Source organism: Shewanella frigidimarina (assembly GCF_003797125.1).
Lineage (GTDB): Bacteria > Pseudomonadota > Gammaproteobacteria > Enterobacterales > Shewanellaceae > Shewanella > Shewanella frigidimarina.
Genome location: NZ_RKKE01000006.1, coordinates 113286 through 135106, shown reverse-complemented (window position 1 = coordinate 135106; position 21821 = coordinate 113286). Strand labels below are relative to the sequence as shown.

At 40.8% G+C, this 21821-nt stretch carries 18 protein-coding genes and 1 tRNA gene; 11 read left to right on the top strand and 8 right to left on the bottom strand.

The window, feature by feature from the left end:
* Positions 1-5: 5 nt before the first annotated feature.
* The 3 genes from EGC86_RS16685 to serS are packed head-to-tail and all read left to right on the top strand — an operon-like array spanning position 6 to position 3009.
* Positions 6-1337 (top strand): replication-associated recombination protein A, encoded by a 1332-nt coding sequence (locus tag EGC86_RS16685; RefSeq protein ID WP_123778294.1) that lies wholly within the window; start codon positions 6-8, stop codon positions 1335-1337.
* Positions 1330-1704, top strand: coding sequence for a fluoride efflux transporter CrcB (gene crcB, locus EGC86_RS16680; RefSeq protein ID WP_102037154.1), 375 nt, complete (start codon positions 1330-1332; stop codon positions 1702-1704). Before EGC86_RS16685 ends, crcB begins: the two co-directional genes overlap by 8 nt.
* Positions 1705-1722: 18 nt before the next feature.
* Positions 1723-3009 (top strand): serine--tRNA ligase, encoded by a 1287-nt coding sequence (gene serS / locus EGC86_RS16675; protein ID WP_123778293.1) that lies wholly within the window; start codon positions 1723-1725, stop codon positions 3007-3009.
* 483 nt (positions 3010-3492) lie between these two features.
* Here the strand turns inward: serS and EGC86_RS16670 are convergent, their stop codons facing one another.
* From EGC86_RS16670 to punR, 6 genes are all read right to left on the bottom strand, one after another.
* On the bottom strand, positions 3493-3831 hold the full coding sequence (locus tag EGC86_RS16670; RefSeq protein WP_123778292.1) for a TusE/DsrC/DsvC family sulfur relay protein: 339 nt from the start codon (positions 3829-3831) through the stop codon (positions 3493-3495).
* A complete protein-coding gene (gene tusB / locus EGC86_RS16665) occupies positions 3825-4133 on the bottom strand; it encodes a sulfurtransferase complex subunit TusB (RefSeq protein WP_123778291.1) in 309 nt (102 codons plus the stop codon). Before tusB ends, EGC86_RS16670 begins: the two co-directional genes overlap by 7 nt.
* Positions 4130-4486 carry a sulfurtransferase complex subunit TusC gene (gene tusC / locus EGC86_RS16660; protein ID WP_123778290.1) on the bottom strand — a complete coding sequence of 119 codons (357 nt, stop codon included), beginning with the start codon at positions 4484-4486 and terminating at the stop codon, positions 4130-4132. The genes tusB and tusC overlap by 4 nt, the downstream gene beginning before the upstream one ends.
* A gap of 19 nt (positions 4487-4505) precedes the next feature.
* A complete protein-coding gene (tusD, locus tag EGC86_RS16655) occupies positions 4506-4895 on the bottom strand; it encodes a sulfurtransferase complex subunit TusD (RefSeq protein WP_123778289.1) in 390 nt (129 codons plus the stop codon).
* Positions 4896-4960: 65 nt separating this feature from the next.
* Positions 4961-5620 carry a Bax inhibitor-1/YccA family protein gene (locus EGC86_RS16650; protein WP_123778288.1) on the bottom strand — a complete coding sequence of 220 codons (660 nt, stop codon included), beginning with the start codon at positions 5618-5620 and terminating at the stop codon, positions 4961-4963.
* A 217-nt stretch (positions 5621-5837) separates the two neighbouring features.
* Complete coding sequence (gene punR, locus EGC86_RS16645; protein WP_059746694.1) at positions 5838-6740, bottom strand: DNA-binding transcriptional activator PunR; 903 nt, start codon at positions 6738-6740, stop codon at positions 5838-5840.
* 339 nt (positions 6741-7079) lie between these two features.
* Here punR and EGC86_RS16640 point away from each other — a divergent pair.
* The 7 genes from EGC86_RS16640 to ovoA all read left to right on the top strand — a co-directional run bounded on the left by EGC86_RS16640 (position 7080) and on the right by ovoA (position 18251).
* Positions 7080-7169, top strand: a tRNA-Ser gene (locus EGC86_RS16640).
* 98 nt (positions 7170-7267) lie between these two features.
* A complete protein-coding gene (locus tag EGC86_RS16635) occupies positions 7268-8668 on the top strand; it encodes a site-specific integrase (protein ID WP_123778287.1) in 1401 nt (466 codons plus the stop codon).
* Between the two features lie 962 nt (positions 8669-9630).
* A complete protein-coding gene (locus EGC86_RS16630) occupies positions 9631-10368 on the top strand; it encodes a hypothetical protein (RefSeq protein WP_165872441.1) in 738 nt (245 codons plus the stop codon).
* Between the two features lie 636 nt (positions 10369-11004).
* Positions 11005-13239 carry an ankyrin repeat domain-containing protein gene (locus EGC86_RS16625; protein WP_123778286.1) on the top strand — a complete coding sequence of 745 codons (2235 nt, stop codon included), beginning with the start codon at positions 11005-11007 and terminating at the stop codon, positions 13237-13239.
* A gap of 114 nt (positions 13240-13353) precedes the next feature.
* Positions 13354-13938, top strand: a complete 585-nt coding sequence (locus EGC86_RS16620) for a hypothetical protein (RefSeq protein ID WP_123778285.1) — start codon at positions 13354-13356, stop codon at positions 13936-13938.
* 901 nt (positions 13939-14839) lie between these two features.
* Positions 14840-15973, top strand: coding sequence for a MalY/PatB family protein (locus EGC86_RS16615; RefSeq protein WP_123778284.1), 1134 nt, complete (start codon positions 14840-14842; stop codon positions 15971-15973).
* A gap of 112 nt (positions 15974-16085) precedes the next feature.
* Positions 16086-18251, top strand: coding sequence for a 5-histidylcysteine sulfoxide synthase (ovoA, locus tag EGC86_RS16610; protein WP_123778283.1), 2166 nt, complete (start codon positions 16086-16088; stop codon positions 18249-18251).
* Here ovoA and EGC86_RS16605 read toward each other — a convergent pair.
* Positions 18220-19089 carry an ADP-ribosylglycohydrolase family protein gene (locus EGC86_RS16605; protein ID WP_342634238.1) on the bottom strand — a complete coding sequence of 290 codons (870 nt, stop codon included), beginning with the start codon at positions 19087-19089 and terminating at the stop codon, positions 18220-18222. The two genes, ovoA and EGC86_RS16605, sit on opposite strands and share 32 nt — an antisense overlap.
* Positions 19083-19349, bottom strand: coding sequence for a hypothetical protein (locus EGC86_RS21185; protein WP_341539171.1), 267 nt, complete (start codon positions 19347-19349; stop codon positions 19083-19085). The genes EGC86_RS16605 and EGC86_RS21185 overlap by 7 nt, the downstream gene beginning before the upstream one ends.
* A gap of 411 nt (positions 19350-19760) precedes the next feature.
* Between EGC86_RS21185 and nhaC the strand changes: the two genes are divergently transcribed.
* Positions 19761-21194 carry a Na+/H+ antiporter NhaC gene (gene nhaC / locus EGC86_RS16600; RefSeq protein WP_207893053.1) on the top strand — a complete coding sequence of 478 codons (1434 nt, stop codon included), beginning with the start codon at positions 19761-19763 and terminating at the stop codon, positions 21192-21194.
* Positions 21195-21821: the final 627 nt, after the last annotated feature.

Here is a 21821-nt window from a genome sequence, read left to right as displayed (position 1 = left end):
GTTTTATGGCTAATTTAGGTTTTGATTTTGCCCCAGACTTTCGCCCCTTGGCTGCTCGTATGCGTCCAAGGGACATTAGCGAATACATTGGCCAGGTACATTTATTAGGTGAAGGTAAACCTCTGCGTAAGGCACTAGAGGCAAACCGTGCACACTCGATGTTGCTGTGGGGCCCACCCGGTACGGGAAAAACCACATTAGCTGAGTTAATTGCCCATTATGCCAACGCCCATGTTGAACGTATTTCTGCGGTAACATCTGGCGTAAAGGACATTCGTGCCGCTATAGAACAAGCTAAAGCCATTGCCCAAAGTCGCGGTCAACGAACTTTATTATTTGTCGACGAAGTTCATCGTTTTAATAAAAGCCAGCAAGATGCATTTTTACCTTTTATTGAAGACGGCACAGTTATTTTTATCGGTGCCACCACCGAAAACCCCTCATTTGAAATCAATAACGCATTATTGTCGCGTGCGCGTGTTTACCTTATTAATCGCCTGAGCTCTGACGAAATTAACTTAATTGTCACTCAAGCTTTAGCCGATGTTGAACGTGGTTTGGGTAAACGCCAATTAATATTACCTGCCGATGTAGCCAAGCAATTGGCCGACATAAGTGATGGTGACGCACGTAAAGCGCTTAATTTGCTTGAGTTAATGAGCGATTTAGTGGCAGATGCTGGCGCGTTTACCACCGAGATGCTGACGCAAGTTGCCGGACACCAAGCTGCGGGTTACGATAAAAATGGCGATCAATTTTACGATTTAATTTCAGCAGTACATAAGTCTGTACGGGGCTCAGCGCCCGATGCCGCTTTGTATTGGTATTGCCGTATTTTAGAAGGTGGCGGCGATGCCTTATATGTTGCCCGCCGTTTATTAGCAATTGCCTCAGAAGACATTGGAAATGCCGACCCCGTAGCCATGACCGTTGCGCTTAATGCCTGGGATTGTTATCACCGCATTGGCCCTGCTGAAGGTGAGCGAGCGATAGCACAAGCCGTATTGTATTTAGCCAGTGCCCCTAAAAGTAATGCTGTTTATAGTGCATTTGGTGCTGCTCGCGAGTTAGCCAAACAAACCGGACACGAGCCTGTGCCTAACCATCTGCGTAATGCGCCAACCAAACTGATGAAAGACATCGGCTTTGGCAAAGAATATCGTTATGCACATAATGAACCTGGTGCTTATGCTGCGGGCGAAAATTACTTTCCAGAATCACTGCAACACAGTCAATTTTATCAACCCACGAACAGAGGTTTTGAAAAACGCATTCAAGATAAATTGGCCCAATTAAACCAACTTGATCAACAAAGCGAGGACAAACGCTATGACTAATGTGTTGTTGGTGGCATTAGGTGGGTCAATTGGTGCAGTTTTACGCTATCTTCTTTCAATTTTTATGATCCAGGTATTTGGAACCAGTTTTCCTTTTGGTACACTGTTAGTCAATTTATTGGGATCGTTTTTAATGGGCGCCGTTTATGCGCTAGGGCAATTGAGTCATATTAGCCCTGAAATTAAAGCGCTTATTGGCATTGGTCTATTAGGCGCATTAACGACGTTTTCGACTTTTTCGAATGAAACCTTACTGCTATTGCAAGAAGGTTTATGGCATAAAGCTATTTTAAATGTGTTGTTGAATGTCACCTTATGCCTCTTTATGGTGTATTTAGGTCAACAGCTTATATTTTCACGTGTTTAACTAAAAAGAACTCACAACATGCTAGATCCAAAATTTTTGCGTAATGAACTGGAAATTACTGCCGAGCGTTTAGCCACTCGTGGCTTTATTCTTGATGTCGATAATTTGACCAAACTTGAAGAAAAGCGTAAATCGCTACAAGTTGCTACAGAAGACTTGCAAGCATCGCGTAACGCAATCTCTAAGTCGATTGGTCAAGCTAAAGCACGCGGTGAAGATACCAGTTCCATTATGGCGCAAGTGGGTGATTTAGGTGCACAGCTAGATGCAAAGAAAGCTGAGCTTGCTGAGTTGTTGCAACAGATCAATAGCATCGCCATGAGCATGCCAAATTTGCCTGACGAATCGGCTCCCGTAGGTGCTGATGAAAACGACAATGTTGAAGTACGTCGTTGGGGCACCCCAAAAGTATTCGACTTTGAAGTGAAAGATCACTTAGATCTAGGCGAAGCACTAGGCGGATTAGATTTTAAAAGCGCGGTTAAAATTACCGGTTCACGTTTTATTATCATGCGTGGTCAAATTGCCCGTTTAAATCGTGCATTAGGTCAGTTTATGTTAGACCTACACACCACTGAACATGGCTATACAGAAACATACGTACCGTTATTGGTTAACGAAGAAAGCTTATTAGGCACAGGTCAATTACCTAAGTTTGGTGAAGATTTATTCCACACTAAACCGGCCACCGAAGAAGGCCAAGGTTTATCACTTATTCCAACTGCAGAAGTGCCATTAACTAACTATGTGCGCGATATGATTGTGGATGAAACTGAACTTCCGATGAAAATGACGGCGTTAACGTCATGTTTCCGCAGTGAAGCGGGCTCTTATGGTCGTGATACTCGTGGTTTGATCCGTCAGCATCAATTCGACAAAGTAGAGTTAGTGCAAATTGCTCATCCAGATCATTCAATGCAAGCATTGGAAGAAATTACCTCGCATGCTGAAAAAGTATTACAGTTACTTAACTTACCGTACCGCACTATGGTGCTATGTACCGGTGATATGGGCTTTGGCTCAAGTAAAACCTTTGATATAGAAGTGTGGTTACCTGCGCAAAATACCTACCGTGAAATTTCATCATGTTCAAACATGAAAGATTTCCAGGCGCGTAGAATGCAAGCTAGATATCGTAGCAAAGCAGATAACAAACCTGCTTTACTGCACACCTTAAATGGTTCAGGTTTAGCGGTTGGCCGTACGTTAGTAGCCGTAATTGAAAACTATCAAAATCAAGATGGCACCATCACAGTACCTGAAGCTTTACGTCCATACATGGGCGGTTTAAGCCTGATTGGTTAATGTGATTGGCTAATATGATTGGCCAATTGATAGAGTCCTAGCCGCGGTCCATTCTGAGTGTGGCTAAGGTGTTAATTGTCAGTCTTGTACAAGATAGAGCTTTAGACCTTCGTCGTTCTAAAAAACCTGTATGTTATAGCGCGTTGAGTAACCTCGTAATCCGTAAATCGTGTTAACGGTGTTACCGTATCGCAACACATATTTACTTCTACGTTGTATTGGAAATTGTGTCACTCAGTTTGAGTTGATCACATATTTATAAGGGTTGGTACAACCAGCAATGGGTTCAAGTCGGCGTGATAATCGTAGGCTTATCTATTTATCAGTTATCTTCTTTTTTATTTTGTTGGTAATTGTTCAACTAGCTCAAGCAGCATTTATAGTGATAGAAAATATATTTCCAAAATAACCTCAGTCAAGGTTAGCCATTTAAAAAGCCCGCTTAAGTTATCTTAAGCGGGCTTTTTTGTCAGTACTAATCAGTTATAAACATTTTGCCGGTTTGGGTAACCCTGCAATTTTAGTTGCTTGTTTTGCAGGGCCAATCGGAAACAAGGTATATAAGTATTTAGAGTTACCTTTATCCGCTCCTAAACGTTGACCGATAGCTTTGACCAGCACACGTATAGCAGGACTGGTTTTGTACTCCAGATAAAAATCACGCACAAAACGGATAACTTCCCAGTGTTGCTCGGTTAACTCAATGTTCTCAGTGGCGGCAATCACAGCGGCCATAGGTTCTTGCCAATCATTAACATTTTTTAAATAGCCTTGATGATCGGTTTCAATTTGTTGGCCATTAAATTCAAAAAAGTTTACCAAGTTATTACCTTCTCGTGTAACAAAGATTGTTCAACAAATTGTGAATAATCAATAATATCAAAAGAGCCCGCAGCTTCACTGGCTAAAATAATCATCAAGCGATCAAATAAACCCCTAGCGACAACATCATCTTGTAGCACAAACAGCTTTACGTCTGCTAAAGCTTGTTGCCACTGGGTTTGTAATAAACAATTCACTGCATCGCTAGACAATAAAATACTGTCTGTAGGGTGAATATAGCGTAGGCACGTACTTAAGGCATTGTCAGCCATTACTGATGTTTGGATATGATGTAATATCAAAATACTAACACCTCATCAGCGGCTTGCAGGGTTTGAGTAATAACCTCTGGAGTCGCCACCGTCGCTGTAATACTGAGGTCATTGGGCTGCATTCCTAATGTTTGCATTGATTGGGCACAAACCAACACGGTATCAATATCGTAAAGAGATAGCGCTTTAAACGCCGCTACATAATCTTTAGATCCTGCTTGCTCAGGTGTTTGGCCTGCTAATAAATGTAATACCGCTTCATTGGTAAATATAATACTCACTTCTTGTTCAAAGCTGGCACTGAGCATGGCAAAGTCCAGCCCTTCGCGGGTACTGGTGGTACCCAATGGTGCATGCCTAAACATAATTACCATTGATTTCATTGTCTTTTCCACTAATACGTTAAAAGCTAATCAACCTGTCAGCTTGTTCAATACCGACCACTAATTCACCCAAACCGCCCATGGTAAAGGCGTCACTGCTATTCCATTGTGGTTTACCATTCTCTGTAGCATCTTGTGGTGATAACACACCACGACGCAGCGCAGCAGACACACAATTGGTTAGCGGTATTGAATGTTTTGATGACAATGATTGCCAATTGGAATGCATATCAATTTCGTCAGATGCAGGACAGGTGAGAGCATTACTATTGGTTACGCCATCTTGATAGAAAAAGACGTTGATAATTTGGTGGCCATTAGCTAATGCGCTTTGGCAAAATGATAACGCGCGAAAACTGGCTGTAGAGCCATAAACGCTGCCGTTTACTTGAATGATGAATTTGCTCATTATAAAAAAAATGACCCTAATGTAGGGTCATTTTAACGTAATTTGCTGATGAACTCTATCGACGATTAGTCGTCGCTGCCAATACCCATTAAATGTAGTAGGCTTATGAACAAGTTCAAAAAATCTAAGTACAATGAAATAGTCGCACGAACGTAGTTTGTTTCGCCGCCATTCACGATACGACTAGTGTCATATAGAATGAAACCAGTCATTAGCAACGCAATACCTGCATTCATTGCCATAAATAATATTGAGCTACCAACGAATATGTTAATGACCATAGCACCGATCATTACTAATAAACCCGCAAATAAGAAACCGCCCATAAATGAGAAGTCTTTCTTAGTGGTTAACGCATAAGCTGAAAGCGATACGAAAATGATAGAGGTTAACCCTAATGCCTGCATAATTAAGCCAGGGCCATTTGCCATACCAGCATAATGGTTAAGAATGTAACCGAGCGACGCGCCTTGCATACCGGTAAAGGCAAACACCCAAAATATAGCAGCAGCACTGTCGGCTTTTTTAAGGGTCACGAATAATAACACTAAGCTACCAAGCGATAAGCCTAATGACATCATCGGCCCAAGGTTGATTGCCATGGCTAAACCTGCAGTTACTGCAGAAAATGCCAATGTCATTGCCAGCAACATATAAGTGTTTTTTAGCATTTTGTTGACATCAGTAGTCGATAGACTAGGTGATATAACTGATTGTTGATTCATTATCGTCTCCAGGTGTTAACTCAATGATTTGCTCAACGAGAAAAATATCTTTCACAAAAAAATATTTCACTCTGAAGCTAAATCCTTTTGTATAGCGTAAGCAATGTACATTAAACAAAAATTAATTCATAACAAACATCATCTTAATAGTCGCTAATTTAACATAAACGTTTGTATAAGTAATGTTATTAACAAAAACTTATTTTGCAAAAGTGGCTTAGCTAAGCCACTCTTTTTTTAGTTTCTCGGTGTCGCCGAGGTGATCTAACACCCACTGCATAGCAGGCGTCATATTGGCATTATTCCAGGCTAAACAGCAGGCTGTGTCTTGCTTTGGGGTGGCGAGTTGTTTTTCTATTAGCGCGCCAGCTTTAATAAAAATATCAGCCAAATGATATGGCATGTAACCCACGCCTAAGCCTTCTCTAAAACAATTTATTGCTCTTATCCAATCAGGTACCACAATTCTACGCTGATTATTTAACAACCAATTTGGTCTGTGGGCAATATTATGAGCTGTATCTTGCAAGCAAATTGACGGATATTGTAATAATTCATCGTCTGTTAACGCATGTTCAGCTTTAGCTAACGGATGATTTTTACCCACTAAAAAAGACCACTGAATCATTCCCATATCGCGTGACTTAAAAGTGCCACCCACAGGAATACTTGAGGTTGCTCCTATAGCGATATCGCTTTTGCCCGTCGACAATGCTTCCCACACGCCATTATAAACTTCTAAGCGAATAATCAATTCAATATCAGTAAAGTGGCGATAAAAATCAGCAATTAAACCACTGATTTTGTCCGCACGAACCATATTGTCAATCGCAATAGATAAAGAAGGGCGCCAACCGTTAGCCACTTTCTGGGTATCTCGTTTAATGTTATTAAGCTTGGTCATTATCTCGCGCGACTGCGCGACAAAATGCTCACCCGCTGGCGTCAAACTAACACTGCGATGGTGACGCTCAAATAATATCACCCCTAAGTCATCTTCAATCTGTTTAATGGCATAACTCACCGCAGACGGTACTTTATTCAATTTATTGGCTGCTGCGGTAAAACTGCCCACACGGGCAACAATATCTATCATTTCGAATGCTTGTTCTGAAAGCATCTCGCTATCCTTGGCATTGGCAAAATTACTTGCAGTAAAGGTAAACATTAAGCCTAATCAAATCAAGCAAAGTCGCCGCTATCAGCTGTTTAATCACATTTTAAATGACAAAAATGGTCAGCTTAAGTTGATTAGCACAATTCAACTGCCGTTGAGCTCGTTTAAGAACACTTCAAGCCACATATTGTGTTCATCCTCATTATAGAGGCTTAGCTGTTAGCGAATAATCCATATCGATACACCAATTACAGTTAACTTGAGTGTTTAATCACCACTTAACAAATTATTTGCAATTTACCCTTTACACAAAACAGTCATTGTCATATTATTCGCCCGCTCGGAGGGATGGCAGAGTGGTCGAATGCACCGGTCTTGAAAACCGGCAACGGTTTATCCCGTTCTAGGGTTCAAATCCCTATCCCTCCGCCACATTCTAAAGTGAAAAAGCCATTGATAATCAATGGCTTTTTTGCTTTCTAGCATTTGAAAAATCATATTCTCAGACCCAAAACGGATGACTGAGACATATGTACCTATTCAGAGCCACAAATTGTACCTATTACACCCGCATGGTGTTGCCTGCTTATCTGCGTGATAAAGGCTTCGCTGCCGACATCAAAGTATCTTTGCTCACTAAACAGCGCTCAATCGCGATAGGCCGTAATCTTGTCGTTGCGGGTATCTTACGGCCATTAATCAGCAACTTAACACCACAATCAATGCCAGATGTGTTTAAAACACAGGTTAATCAATTGATTAATGATGCCCGTGCAGGCTTTATTGGGGTAACTGATACGCTTGATGATAAGGCTAAGCCAGTGCGGGAAATCATTCAGTTTATTCCCACTCGGCCAACGAAATTAGCACATAATAGTGCGACATATGACAATTATCCCTTACCAACAAACTTGGCATTCTCAAAAAGTTCGGATAGTAAAAAACAAACAAATTCAGTCGCTAACGTCACATTAACGGATGCACTAATTAAATTTATTGCTTCTAAACAAAAGCAGTCTGTCTCAGTGTTAACGGTAAAGCAGCTTAATCAACGTATAGGCCACTTTATTGAAAGAACTCACCTAGATGATGTATTCGACATCACTAGCGCTGAGGCGATGGAATACAAGGATTGTTTGCTCGAAGAAGGTCGAAGCCATAAAAGTAATAAAGATTACTTAGCGGCGGTGTCGCAATTCTTTAAATGGTGCAAACTAATGCGCTACACCACCGCCAACCCGTTTGATGAAGTAAAACTGTCAAAGCCAAGTAATCAAACTGGGCATGATTTAGCGCGTCAACGCTGGCAACCAGAGCAACTAAAATACGTACTGCAATCACAAGACTTTATTGATAAACACCCTGACTTTAAATGGATAACACTATTGATGCTGTATCACGGTTTACGACCTTCAGAGGCTTGTCAACTACACAGTAATGATATAACCGTAATCGATGGTATCAGCGTCATTCACGTGACCAATGAAGGCACGAGCCAACAGCTCAAGACTGCACAGTCAAAACGAACCGTTCCGTTACATCAAAAATTGATTGAGCTCGGTTTTATTGATTTCGTCCAAATCATGACTGACCGAACATCAAAAAGAAGTTATTTTAAATACAGCCCGTTATTTCATTACCAACCTAGTAGTGATGGCGTTTGGTCACATAAGTTCTGCCGTGAATTTGGCAAATTACTCGACCAACTTAACTTTATCGCAGGTAAGCGACCAACAGCCTATTCATTCCGTCACACCTTTATTGATGAGCTTAAGCAACTGCAAATAGAAGAGTCGATGGTGGCACAAATCGTCGGGCACGTTTATCACAACATCACCTATGGACGATACGGCAAGCAATATGATGTAAAAACACTCAAACCAGTGGTGGATAAAGTCAGTTACACATTGAATTTATTTCTACCAGTATAAGAAGTGGGATTATATGAGAGGATTTTTGCTGAAAAGATCAACTGTAGAGCGTTAATCATGACAACAGTCAGTAAATCCTGAGTGACTTTATACGCCAAAATTTGCTCTCACAGAACCAATAATCAGCCTGAGAAATGATGAAACCTATCAGCGGCATCATTTATCAGCAGCACTTATCAAATCCTATGGGCGTAAAACGATAATAAATCTTGCTGAGAAATCGAACTTTCACTTTTTTTGCGTTAATTTCGCGTAACTTCTCACGTAAAGAGTGCAACTTAAACCGCTTCGCACTCAGTGAGTGCGAAGCAAAAGCAGCCCACAATTATGTGGGACTACAACGTAACCCGGTACGCTCCTATCCCACTTTTGTTCCAAAAGGTCGGATAGGATCTACGGGCAAGGGGAGAACCCCTTAACCCCAACAGCCACATGCTGCGCATGTGAAAAAGTCAAAAGCGTGAAAGATAAAATCAATATGTACACTTTTATGTGGTACGCACTGTTTTTATGTACAGTTATAATGGGATTTCATCGATTTACGCTAAAAAACGATTTAAAATCGTTCTTTAGTTGTATCGTATTAAAAATAGAAAAATCGTAATCATCTGATATTAATGCCTTTAATTTTTCTGGCGGTGACCACAAACTCTACTTTAAGCGCAACCTCGGTTTGTTTTTGTCTGTTAGGCACAATTAATTGCTTTACTTCAATAAGATAGCAAATGTAGGATGATATTAATCAATAACTTAAACGGCCGACTTTAAATTTATTTGGCCCTTTAATAAGCTGTTGAGGCTGTAGAATTACTCATTTTACAGAAAAACAGCCTTTATTATGGGTTCCAAATGCATTACCTAGTGTTTTAAAAGGGTTTAGGATTGATTTCAGGAGCTCGTTTTTTAATTGAATTTGGCTGTTAGAGTTATTCTACAGTCTCGTTATATTTCAAGGAGGATTAGTGAAGCATTTAGTTTTAGTTTTTTCTTTTCTGGTTGTTGGCTGTACCAGTTTAAAAGATGCTAGTGAAAGCCGCCATAATCCTGAAGTTTTTGTTGGTATAGAAGATGGAAACCTGATTTATCAAGGTGAAATAACTGAAACATCAAATAATGTGATTTTTTCATTGTTTAGGGCTGCTGAATTCAAGCCAAACCGACTGATTATTTCGAGCCAGGGCGGTGAGATTGGTGCCGGAATGAATTTAGGTCAGTGGGTTAGAGATAATAATTTGGATGTTGAGGTCACAAGAGTATGCGCTTCTTCTTGTGCTAACTATGTATTACCAGCTGCCAATACGAAGTACTTAAGAAAAGACTCGATTCTGATATGGCATGGTAGCGCTTGGCAATCCAATTGGCATGTCGATCAAGAGCACCGTGAAGCTTTCAACACTTACATAACTTTAATGCGTAAAAAGGAAACTGATTTTTACGCAGATATCGCAGTCGATAACCTACTAGCTACTTACGGCCAGTCTAAATTTAATTTCTTGGACTCCACTCTGGGCTTTTTTGGTAAAGGAACTGTTGGTTTTGATTACTCTAAAGCTGATATGAAAAAATTTGGACTAGTTAATATTGTACTCTTAGATGGCGAATGGGATTGGAGAAAATATCGGCCTGATAGATCAAATCTGGTTAAGCGTATCAGGGTTGACGATGATTTTGAGTTTAAGCTTCGTAGATTTGAAATATAACAAAAAAATTTTATCACCAGCAAAAGGCGCTGGCTGCGACGTCAACCCGCTGCGTGGCTTTCCGCGCTAAATTTGGGCGTTAATCATTGACAACCTACTCAATAAATATTTAAATGTCATATATCAACTACGAATGTTCACTATCTGAGATGTGATTTTACGATTAGTTATTGATTATAATGAATTTTAATTTTATTTTGTGGCTGATTTCTTGGGTTCAAATCCCTATCCCTCCGCCACATTCAAATAAAAAGGCCTTATCGAAAGATAAGGCCTTTTTATTTGGGCGAAAAATAGAGATTTAAGCCCTGGGTTCCTCTTTATAAAAGATCGCTATCCCTCTTCAAGATACAAGACCAAATGCCAAATCGACAAATTTAAGGCCTTTTTTTGGGGGGGAAATAGAGATTCAAAACCCGCATTACACGCAAGCTATATCCATCTTCAAGATCCAATACCAATACGATAAAGTACCATCATGAATTACAGATTAACTGCAGGTGTCACGATTAATTTTATTAGCTAAAACCCAAAGTCTATGTGTCAATGCATATGCTATCTATTTGAAAATAAAGATTGTTATTACTGTTTATCATCTTTAGGATGACATCCAATTGGTTGTATTGAATATTATGGATGATATTAATGTTACGTTGCTTATTAACCCTCTGCTTAATTGTTTTTTCTTGTCACTCTTTATCTTCTGAGAAAACGCCTTTTGTAAAAGTAACCTCAGCTTGGAATAAGCCGAGTTTAATCACAGATAATGACCCTGCATGTCAATCCTTGTTGGAAGATGCACAATCAAAATTCTACTCAGATATCGATTGGGGCGCAGCTTATGGCGTTAGAGGGCATGGCTATGTAAATACTGGAGAAATACTAGATTGGACAATATTAGGAGGAGACTCTTTAACAAGCCTGCATGCTTACGATAAAGACTTCTATCTTTATAATTATTTGCACAATGGTTGCAGTGGAGCGTGTGAGAGGCAGCAATCGCTAGTGTCTACTTCACCATTCACTGAGCTAACCGCTGAGCAAATAGGAACTTTAGCCACAAATGCACCACCTGCAATGAGCTATGGTTACACATATGCCCAGTCGGGCACTAATATACCGTATATGTTTGTTTTAGGACATTATGGCGCTGATATAGGCCTGCTATTCGTTTATCGTCTTAGCCCAAACGCTACATGGGCACCAGCTTGCGAAATAAACTTAACAGCAGCAGAAGTGCCTTTCAACAAAGAGCATAGTTATTTCAGCGCGATGAAAAGTTTTGATGATTTGTATCAATCTACTCTGGCTTTAAGTCAAGGAAACGGTGGTTCTTGTGGACGAATGAATACTCGTTGGCGTTGGGACAATGCCATTAAACATCAACTGAGTTTAACGTTAACTCGCCCCTGGGCAATGGGGGGCGAAGTTAGAGAAAGTGAGAATAGTCACGGTAATTATTCTAAAATGATAACCGATTTAGAAAGGTGGTCATTAACTGGTTTCGCTGAGCAAAAAGCATTTAATGGCTATAAACATCAGTTAGCTATCTCGATAAAATCGCTTTCGCAATTTTATCAACAGGCGAATCATTGGCATAAACAACAATCCGATGAAATGGCTGAGCTTGCATTAACATCAGCAATTAGTGCAGGTTTTGGGTTCTATATGTATAACCCTGAATTTTCCGCAGGTGAGTTCAATCTAAGAAATGCAATCATTACCAAACAATCATTAGATACCATAAAAAAAATTGAGTTTATTGCTAGTGATATCGACAGCATCGCAAAAGCTTATTATTCGCAAGAGGCACAAGAAAGTATTTTAAACTTAGCGATTGACCAACCTGAAGTACTAGAATATCTATTGCAACAGGGCATTAGTCCCAATCACAGTAATGCATTTGGTAAAACACCTTTGATGTACACGGCGCAATATAATTTATTAGAGTCCGCCAAGTTGCTTATTCAACACGGGGCTAATACAGTCGCGAATACCACAATACCAGATGATACTTGTTATTACGCGTTAAGCACCTTCAAAATGACGGCTCTTCATTATGCCGTAAGGTATGCTTCTCCTGATTTTATTAAGTTATTAATAGACAATGGTGCTGCAACTTATATGAAAGCTGAGAACCATAATAATTACCCAATGACAGAAGAATCACCATTGGATTGGTTCTATCGTTATACCGATAAAGCATCAGCTGAGATAAATAGTCATATTCCTCAAGAAAGTAAGTTAACTGTACAACAGTGGCTTACGCCTCCAAGTTCACAACAATTAGATAAAGTTGAAAAAGATCAAATAAAATCGGCTATAGCAGCTTATCAACAGGGTAAAGTACAAGATGCTTATGAGTATTTAATCAAGGCATTGAGCATTAACCCTAAAAATGAGAAAGCACTTAGTGACATGTCATTAATTGCGTTGAAAAATAACCAATTCGGTCATTCATTATCAGCCAGTAACTGGTTAATTAATCATAGTGAAAATAGTAAAACGGTGGCGAATGCATGGTTTAATCAAGGGCTAGTCTGTGATCAGCATCAAGTAAAAATGCTTAATACTGATATCGGCCATACCATTACGTATGACGGTCAATATTATTGCGCTGAACCAGCTATTTACTCATATATCAATGCTTGGATGTTGACCAAAAATATCGCTAGAAAAAATAAGATTATAAGCCAATTCGATGATGGATTAATGCAGACTTGTAGTGCTGTTCTGGCAGATAACAACCATTTTAAATTTCACTTCGAAAATCGAAAAATACTGATACTGCGCTCTAAAAATGATCATACATCTCTAGATACATTATTTAAAAATATCTCCTTCAATTACAATGGAATAGGCAATAATTAATTAGATAAGCATACTTCGATAGAGACGATAAATACATACGACATAGATGATTATGTTATTGAAGAAGTTAACTCACCATTTAGTTTTTCGGCTTTTATTTCTCAGGCTGATCAATTGCTGGATTATAGCGGCAAAGTATCTGTATATGCTAAGAGCCAGAATAAGCTCGCATTACATAGTCACTATAGATATTACGATAAAGACCTGAAAGATTTAAAAGATGTGTCATATCTTGAATTGTATTATAGTCATAATGACAATTTGACTCTTACAGTTAAAGATAAGTCACCAAGATTCCTAGCGTTAACATGGACAACAAACGGTGAATATCTCATTGGTATGTCTTCACGTTGGCAAGCTGATAATTATTTATCTGTGTATTCGGCGGTTGGTCTTCCTTTAAAAGAGTTTACTATGGATTGTGATTTGTGGCTGGATCAATCAAGAGAAAAAGAACTTGAAACTAAATCTCAAGTTTTCATAAGTATGTTAGGTTCATTTTGTGATACCACTCCTGAATTGTTTTATTCGCTAGAGAGTATCAACGCACTTGATGCCATTTACTTGGGAGAAAGTACTAATAGTATTGGGATCTGTATAGGGGGAAGTTGTGTTGTGTTGCCACTTGAACAGTCAGAAGAAGCCAATTTTATGACCTTATATGAATTGCGAGATAAGTATAAAGTCACGGACTTTTAGGAACTTTTGGCGGCATTTAAACGAGACACTCATGGTTAAAAATACTTAGTCAGTGAATAGAGTGATTCCAAAGCCCGCAGTGCGGGCTTTGCTGTTTCAGACCTAGGCTGGCAGCTCATTATGGGTGAGTGTCTAACGAAGTAAACCTAGCGTCGATGTTGTGATTGTTTAAAAATACCTGCTCAATGACAAATTTAGGAACCAATAGCATGGCCACATATGGACGCTCCCGGTGAGTCAAGATAATACTCTGCTCACCGAAGGCTTTGGGGCCTTAGTTTTCTGTACAACATTCTTATTTTTATCGTTACTTTTGATGCGATTCACTTACCGCTACAAGCGGTATTAATGCCCTGATATTTACAGAGCAGCGATTTAACAGTGAGATCTGTGCACCTAATGAAATCAGTTCATAATTATCGACTTTTTCAACTTCAGGAATAAAGCCAATCTTAGTTCGTAATTGCAGATTTTGAAGATGTAAAGCTCTGCCACCAATTGAAATTAATTGACTATTTTAATTAAGAGTCTGGGTTCCACTTTATTGGGAGAAACATAGGACTTTGAACTCCGAGTTCTTATTTAGCACTTGGCGTTATCAACTACAGAATGTAGAAGCATGTTTACACATATAGACCCGACTCAGATAATGTTATGGTGTTTTTGCTCCTCAATGAGACATTGCATCAGTTAATACCGATTTATACAGAGTATGTTTTTTAAATAAAGGGGTGCCTATTAAAAATACCCTTTTATGAAATATCCCAGTCAAATAAAGTAGTTAATATTAACAAGTTCTTGGGTTATTGTTATTGTGTTTTAATCTAAACCAAAGTTGCCAGTAACAATCTACATTAGCGGTTTTATGCAAACGGCTTAATTAATAATCGAAGGATCCGCAATGAACTTCAGTGATAAACCCGATCGCACATCATCGAAAGCCCATAAATGGGAAAAATACAAAGGTACAGATATACTGCCTATGTGGATTGCAGATACTGAGTTTCGCTGTGCTGAGCCTATCTTATCCGCTTTACATCAGCGCATTGATGACGGCTTACTCGGTTATACCTGTCCGGCTCACGATACCGATGCCAATGAGGCCGTAGTCGCGTGGTGTCAACGTCAGTATAACTGGAAGATTGATCCTAGTTGGCTCGTCTGGACTCCGGGTGTGGTGCCTGCGTTCAATGTGGCTATTCAAGCCTATTGCCAAGCAGGAGACACGATTATTGTACAAACACCCAATTATCCTCCGATATTGGCGGCACCTGCAATTAATAATCTCAACCGAACTTGTATAGGATCGATAGAAGTGGAGGGTCGCTGGACACTCGATTTTAATGCCTTAGAAGAGGCTGCCGCGGATCCTAAAGCCAGCTTATTTATTATGTGTAATCCAATGAATCCGCTTGGTTCAGTCTTAAACCAAGACGAGCTAGACAAAATTGCAGCAATATGCAGAAAACATGGCGTGATGCTGTGTTCGGATGAAATTCACTGCGATCTCATTTTAGATGACGTGCCACATTTACCTGCCAGTGCGCACCCCGAGTTGGCTGAGCATTCAATAACATTAATGGCAGCCAGTAAAACGTTTAATATTGCTGGATTAGGTACGTCTTTCGCTATTATTCCAAACGAAAAACTAAGAGCAGCTTTCAACCATGCTGCCCGCGGCAGATTACCATCGGTAACCGTCACGGGTCTTACGGCGACTAATGCAGCCTTCAAGCATTGCGATAACTGGCATCAACAACAAGTGGCGTATTTAACTCAAAATCGCGATTATTTAGTGACTGAAATCAACAAAATTGACGGTTTAAAAGCTATCTCACCCGCGGCGACTTTTTTACTCTGGGTTGATGCAACCGGTTTGCAAGTCACCGATACGCAAGCCTGGTGTGAAGCCAAAGGTGTTGGTCCATCAGCGGGCAGAGACTTTGGTGATAAAGACTATTTTCGCTTGAACTTCGGTTGCTCACGAGATTATTTAGTCGAAGCAATTAAAAAACTGCAGGGCGGAGTCGTTTAACCACAAGCAAAATTTTTTGCGGATAATATCAATATAAAGTAAAAAAGTTGAGCCTTTATCCAGTAGTTAATCGTATGACTATAGAATAAAAATTTAAGGAACGTGTTTCAGGATGACCTTACCTATACAAAACGCTCAAGAAATGGCTAAACGATCCGCAACGTTCGTTGAACCTGGTGCATTGCGCAGAACCCCTAAACTCAGCAGTGGCTGTGTGGATGACAAGCGCAAAGAAATCGCGCTTTACTTCACTAATACTTTCGATACCTATTCGCAACTGTTTGATTGTTTGCGCGACGATGCTGGTTTTTATCAAAAACCTATCCCCTTGCGCCACCCGCTTATTTTCTATCTTGGGCATACGGCCACTTTTTTCATCAACAAGCTACTATTAGCAAATCTGATCCCCAATAGGATAAATCCTCATATGGAGTCAATTTTTGCTGTGGGTGTTGATGAAATGAGCTGGGATGATCTGTCTGAAGACAGTTATGACTGGCCCAGTGTTTCTGCGGTAAAAGACTATCGCGCGACAGTGCGTGCCACAGTATTAACATTAATTGATACCTTGGACCTTGTTCTACCCATTGATTGGGAAAATACCTGGTGGCCTATCGTCATGGGTATTGAGCACGAGCGTATTCACCTTGAGACGTCGTCGGTACTCATTCGCCAGCATGAACTGGCCAAAGTCCAATCATTACCTCAATGGCCTGCTTGCAAAGAGACTGGCCAGGCGCCAAAAAATAAATTGATAAGCGTCGCTGCCGGCTCTGTTAATCTTGGAAAATCCTTTGATAGTGATGTCTATGGCTGGGATAACGAATATGGCCAACATCAGGCAGAGGTCGCTGAATTTAAAGCCAGCCAATATTTAGTCAGTAATCAAGAGTTCCTCGAGTTTGTTGAGGCCGGTGGTTACGAGCAAAATAGTTTCTGGAGCGATGAAGGCCTGGCTTGGCGACAATTTACTGAGGCGAAACACCCAGCATTTTGGCATTGGCATAATGGCTGGCGTTTACGTCTGATGACAGAAGAAATTGATATGGCTTGGGATTGGCCTGCTGAAGTTAACTATCATGAAGCGAAAGCGTTTTGTGAATGGAAAACAGTCGCTACCGGGCAACAGATCCGCATGCCAACTGAAGACGAATGGCATCTTCTATGCTCACAAGCTGGAGTTGAAGAGCTGGGTAATAGCGCGGCTAATGCTAACTTACATCTTGACCATTTTGCATCATGCTGCCCGGTAACGCGCTATCAACATGGCAATTGGTTTGATGTGGTGGGCAACGTGTGGCAATGGACTGAAACGCCAATTTACCCCTTCGATAACTTTAAAGTACACCCATTGTATGACGATTTCACCACGCCAACTTTTGATGGTAAACACAACCTGATCAAAGGTGGTTCATGGATTTCAAGTGGTAACGAAGCGCGCCTTAGTGCACGTTATGCGTTTAGGCGTCACTTCTTTCAGCACGCCGGATTCCGCTATATTACCTCTAGTGTTGAGGCGACGTCTCCTAAGGCTTACTACGAAAGTAATCAGTTATTGTCAGAATACGCAGAGTTTCACTTTGGTGATACTTGGTATGGCGTAGATAATTTCCCTAAAGCCTTAGCTGATATTGCACTTGAGGCAATGAAGGGCAAACCCACAGTTAAAGCTCTTGACCTAGGCTGTGCATGTGGTCGTGCAAGTTTTGAGCTAGCCCGTCAGTTTGATGAAGTAGACGGTATTGATTTTTCAGCAAACTTTACCCGCCTTGCTGCTCAAATGGCGCAGCAAGGTGCAGTGCGTTACGCCCGAGCTGAAGAAGGCGAGTTAGTGAGCTATCATACTCGTACCTTGCAAGAACTAGGGTTGGAAGCTTATGCAAACCGCGTAGCATTTCATCAAGGCGATGCCTGTAACCTCAAACCCCAATTCACTTCTTATGATTTAGTACTAGCAGCTAATTTAATTGACAGACTCTACCAGCCGAGCCGTTTTCTTGCGGATATGGCACAGCGGATCAATGATGGCGGCTTGCTTATTATTGCATCGCCTTACACGTGGCTGGAAGAACATACACCCAAGGACGAGTGGATAGGTGGGTTCAAAAAAGATGGCGAAAACTACAGCACGTTAGATGGCTTGAAAGATCAACTATCAAGCCATTTTAAGTTAGTCGGTGAGCCGCGAAAAGTCCCGTTTGTGATCCGTGAAACTCAGCACAAGTTTCAGCATACCTTGTCTGAACTTACGGTTTGGGAGCGCTTGCCACGCGGATAAGCGCCTCAATTTCATGAGCTATCTCTTTGTGGTCTACCAGTTGTTCAAACCAACTGGTGGCCACAATATCGCTTTGCAGTCCAAGCAAGGTTCCCAGCACGATGCCACGATGTACATTGTCACCGCCTAAATTGGTATTTACTCGCAGTGCTTGCCAAGGATTATTTTGGTATTTATAAGCCAGATACAAGACGACAGGCCAAGAATCTGAAATATAACACGCCCTTGAAAAAATCTGACCGACGACTTGGTTATCGGGCACATTACGTTTTAACAGACCGGCTAAATTAGTACTCGTTAAGCCCTTACTTGCATCAAGTAAAAGTGTTTTAACGCCAGCTTCATCAGGCCCGTCCATCAGCCCACACAATAGTTGCACATAGCTATCACACACCTGCATTAAGGATTCATCAGGATGGGTTAAGGCTAGATGTGCTCGGCAGGCAATCTTTATCTCGGCTTCGCTTATGCCACTAAGTCGTTCTGAAAAAACCAAAGGCGCTATTGTCACCAATGCACCGATAGATGCCGTGTCGTGAGTTATCATTCCACAATTTTCAGGCTTGCGTCCCTGCGCCAAATTAGCAAAAAATCCTCGATGGTAGGATTCTGCATAAGTATCGGGATGAGCGGCGGGAGTCATTGTCATAAAGTCAATGTAGGCATTAACAAATGCTTGTCGGTCGTAGCGTTGTGGCGAACTCGCCAAGGTGCGCATCAGCACACGAGCGCAATGGGCGTTGAGGGTGTTTTCACCGGCCTGCATGCCTTGATGATAATGTACATTCGGTTGGTCCCAAAACTGCGCCTTATCTTTTAAAATAACATCGCCTACCACTTGCGGCGACAGATCGTTAGTTGAATGCCCCTTAGACGATCGATGGACTGTCGCCCTCCTTTATGTTTGGAGTGCAAGGACATAATAGAAGAAGGGTGAAACTCTGGTGCGGCTTCAAAGCGCTGAATACCACCAGTAAAGGCACGCTCTATTTCCATTGGCTGATAATACCAATGCACAGGCATGGCTAAAGCGTCAGCAATAAAACTTGTTTTAAGTGCCCAGGTTACGCGAACTAGCTCAGAAGGGGTGTTATTCATGATAATGCCTTTATCACATGGCAAAAAATAATTCGTATCAGCATTGACTCCGCAACAATAGGTTGTGAATCGATAACGAATGGAAATTTTGATGATGTGAATATGATTAAAAACGTATGTGGATATACTTGATACGTCATTTATACAAATCTAGACGTTTTTTATGGCAATACATTAAATTAATTACAAGCTCTTATTTACAAAGACAATTATTCGCAACCATAATGTTGAACATTATAATTTTGCAACTCACACGGCAATAACTTTTATGTTGGCGTTTTTTGGGGGCTAAACCACCACTTATAAAAGACGATCGGTTTATATTTTTGATATCCTGCTTGTTAATAGTTTACCCAATTATTTGTACTGATATACTCAGCTTCATTCCAATTGTTAACATACTGTGTGCCAATGTCTGTAATCACTCCTAACTTACCCCGTAGCCCTAGTTTTTTGCAGTCTATTGTCTGTTTTAGCGTGATTATCATCACCATTGCAGGAGGACTTTTTGGTCTAGGGATCAGCCTGCATATACTGATGTTTCTGTGTCTTTTGTGGATAGGACTTAACGCTTTTAGTCTTGGCTATGGCTATGTACACATACGTGAGTTAATGACTAACGCCCTCAGCAGAGCCATGCCTGCCATCTATATATTTATATTGATCGGCATGGTGATTGCCAGTTTTATGCACAGTGGTACCATCGCTACCCTTATTTATTATGGCCTTAGCTGGCTGAGTCCGAGTTTGTTTTTGGCCGTCGGTTTATTACTGTGCGCCTTGATGTCGGTTGCAACCGGAACGTCTTGGGGTACAGTCGGCACTTTAGGCGTGGTTTTTATTGGCATTGGCTCTGTGATGAATATTCCACTTCCTTTAGTTGCCGGTATGATTGTCTGTGGTGCAACTTTCGGTGATAAAATGTCGCCGATTTCAGATACTACAAACCTCGCCGCGATGAGTGCTGGCACCGATATTTATCGACATATTTACGCCATGTTGTTCACTACAATGCCTACTTTTATCCTCACCTTCATCATATTTTTAGTGATAGGATTTAATTATGCGGAGCAAAATCTAGACTTAACAGAAGTTACCTCAATTCAAACGGCACTGGCCAACACTTACAGCCTTACGCCATTAATTACCTTATTACCACTGATTTTACTTGCGGTATTGAGCATTAGAAAAGTGCCCGCTGAAGTAACGATGTCATGCAGTATTATACTTGCCGTGCTCATTGCCATTTTTTATCAAGGTGAGAGTGTTATCTCCGTGCTTAATGCGCTGTGGGAAAATACGCCCGAATCAACGGGTATATCCAGTTTAGATGCTTTGCTTGGTCGCGGCGGCATTAGCAGCATGAGCTGGACCTTGCTGCTGGCGTTAATGGCCATCGCGCTAGGTGGGATTTTGCACGGCGCGGGATTTCTCACCGTATTGTTAGCCGGTATTATAAAAAGAGTGCAGCGCACCGCCACCCTTATTGCTACGACTATTATGTCCGGTTTTTTAGGTAACATTGCTATGGGAGAGGCTTATATTTCGATTATTCTAAGTTGCCAACTGTTTAAGCCGAAATATGAGCAACAGAATCTAGAGGCTGCCATTCTTTCGCGCTCTGTTGAAGAAGGTGCCACTATGACCACAGGCCTTATTCCGTGGACCACAGCCGGGGCCTTTTATACCGCCACACTAGGGGTAGATGTTCTTGACTACGCGCCCTATGCATTTTTCAACTACCTCAATGCCATCATTGCAGTGGTAATGGCAGCATTTGGCATTGGTCTTCTCAAACCGAAAACCAAACCTGCCTTGGCAGTTTTCACTTCAAAGGAGCTTTAGTCACATGGCTGGCGATTTATAAATGTACCAAGATTTTAGTAACACACTACGCCATTGTAAATCTGCTAATATTAACGGTGACATTCATAGTTAATGCCAGATAAATAACGGTTTACTTTGATTTTTATATGCGAAGTCAGGGGGGGCTTGTTTATTAAAAGCCTGCAATCCCTCTGCAAGATTTATCGAGAAAGCCTCATCAGAAATGATGGGGCTTTTGTGTCTGCACTATTTGCCCCTAAGATCCCGATGGTTAAGAACGCAAAGCCTTAGGCACATCGTCACGGCCTAAAATATGTTCTAGTTTAGATTTTGAAGTGCTTACATTGATTGTTGAATCTATGAAATGAAAAGTACAAGGTACAAACCAATTAGTTTTTAAGTAGGCTTACTGACCGCTGCGAAAATTTGATGTTCATGACCATAGAAACTTATGTCTGAATATTCACATCATATGAAAATTCAAATTAATGAGATTTTTATCGTTCGTCTATTGTGCGTTTATTGTTCGTTATTTGCTGCATCATTGAGGCACGTCAAGATATCACCGACACATTTCAGTTAAATTTATAATGACAATGTTATTTCTAATACGCATTTACGTATCTGATTCCTTTAGTTGTAATC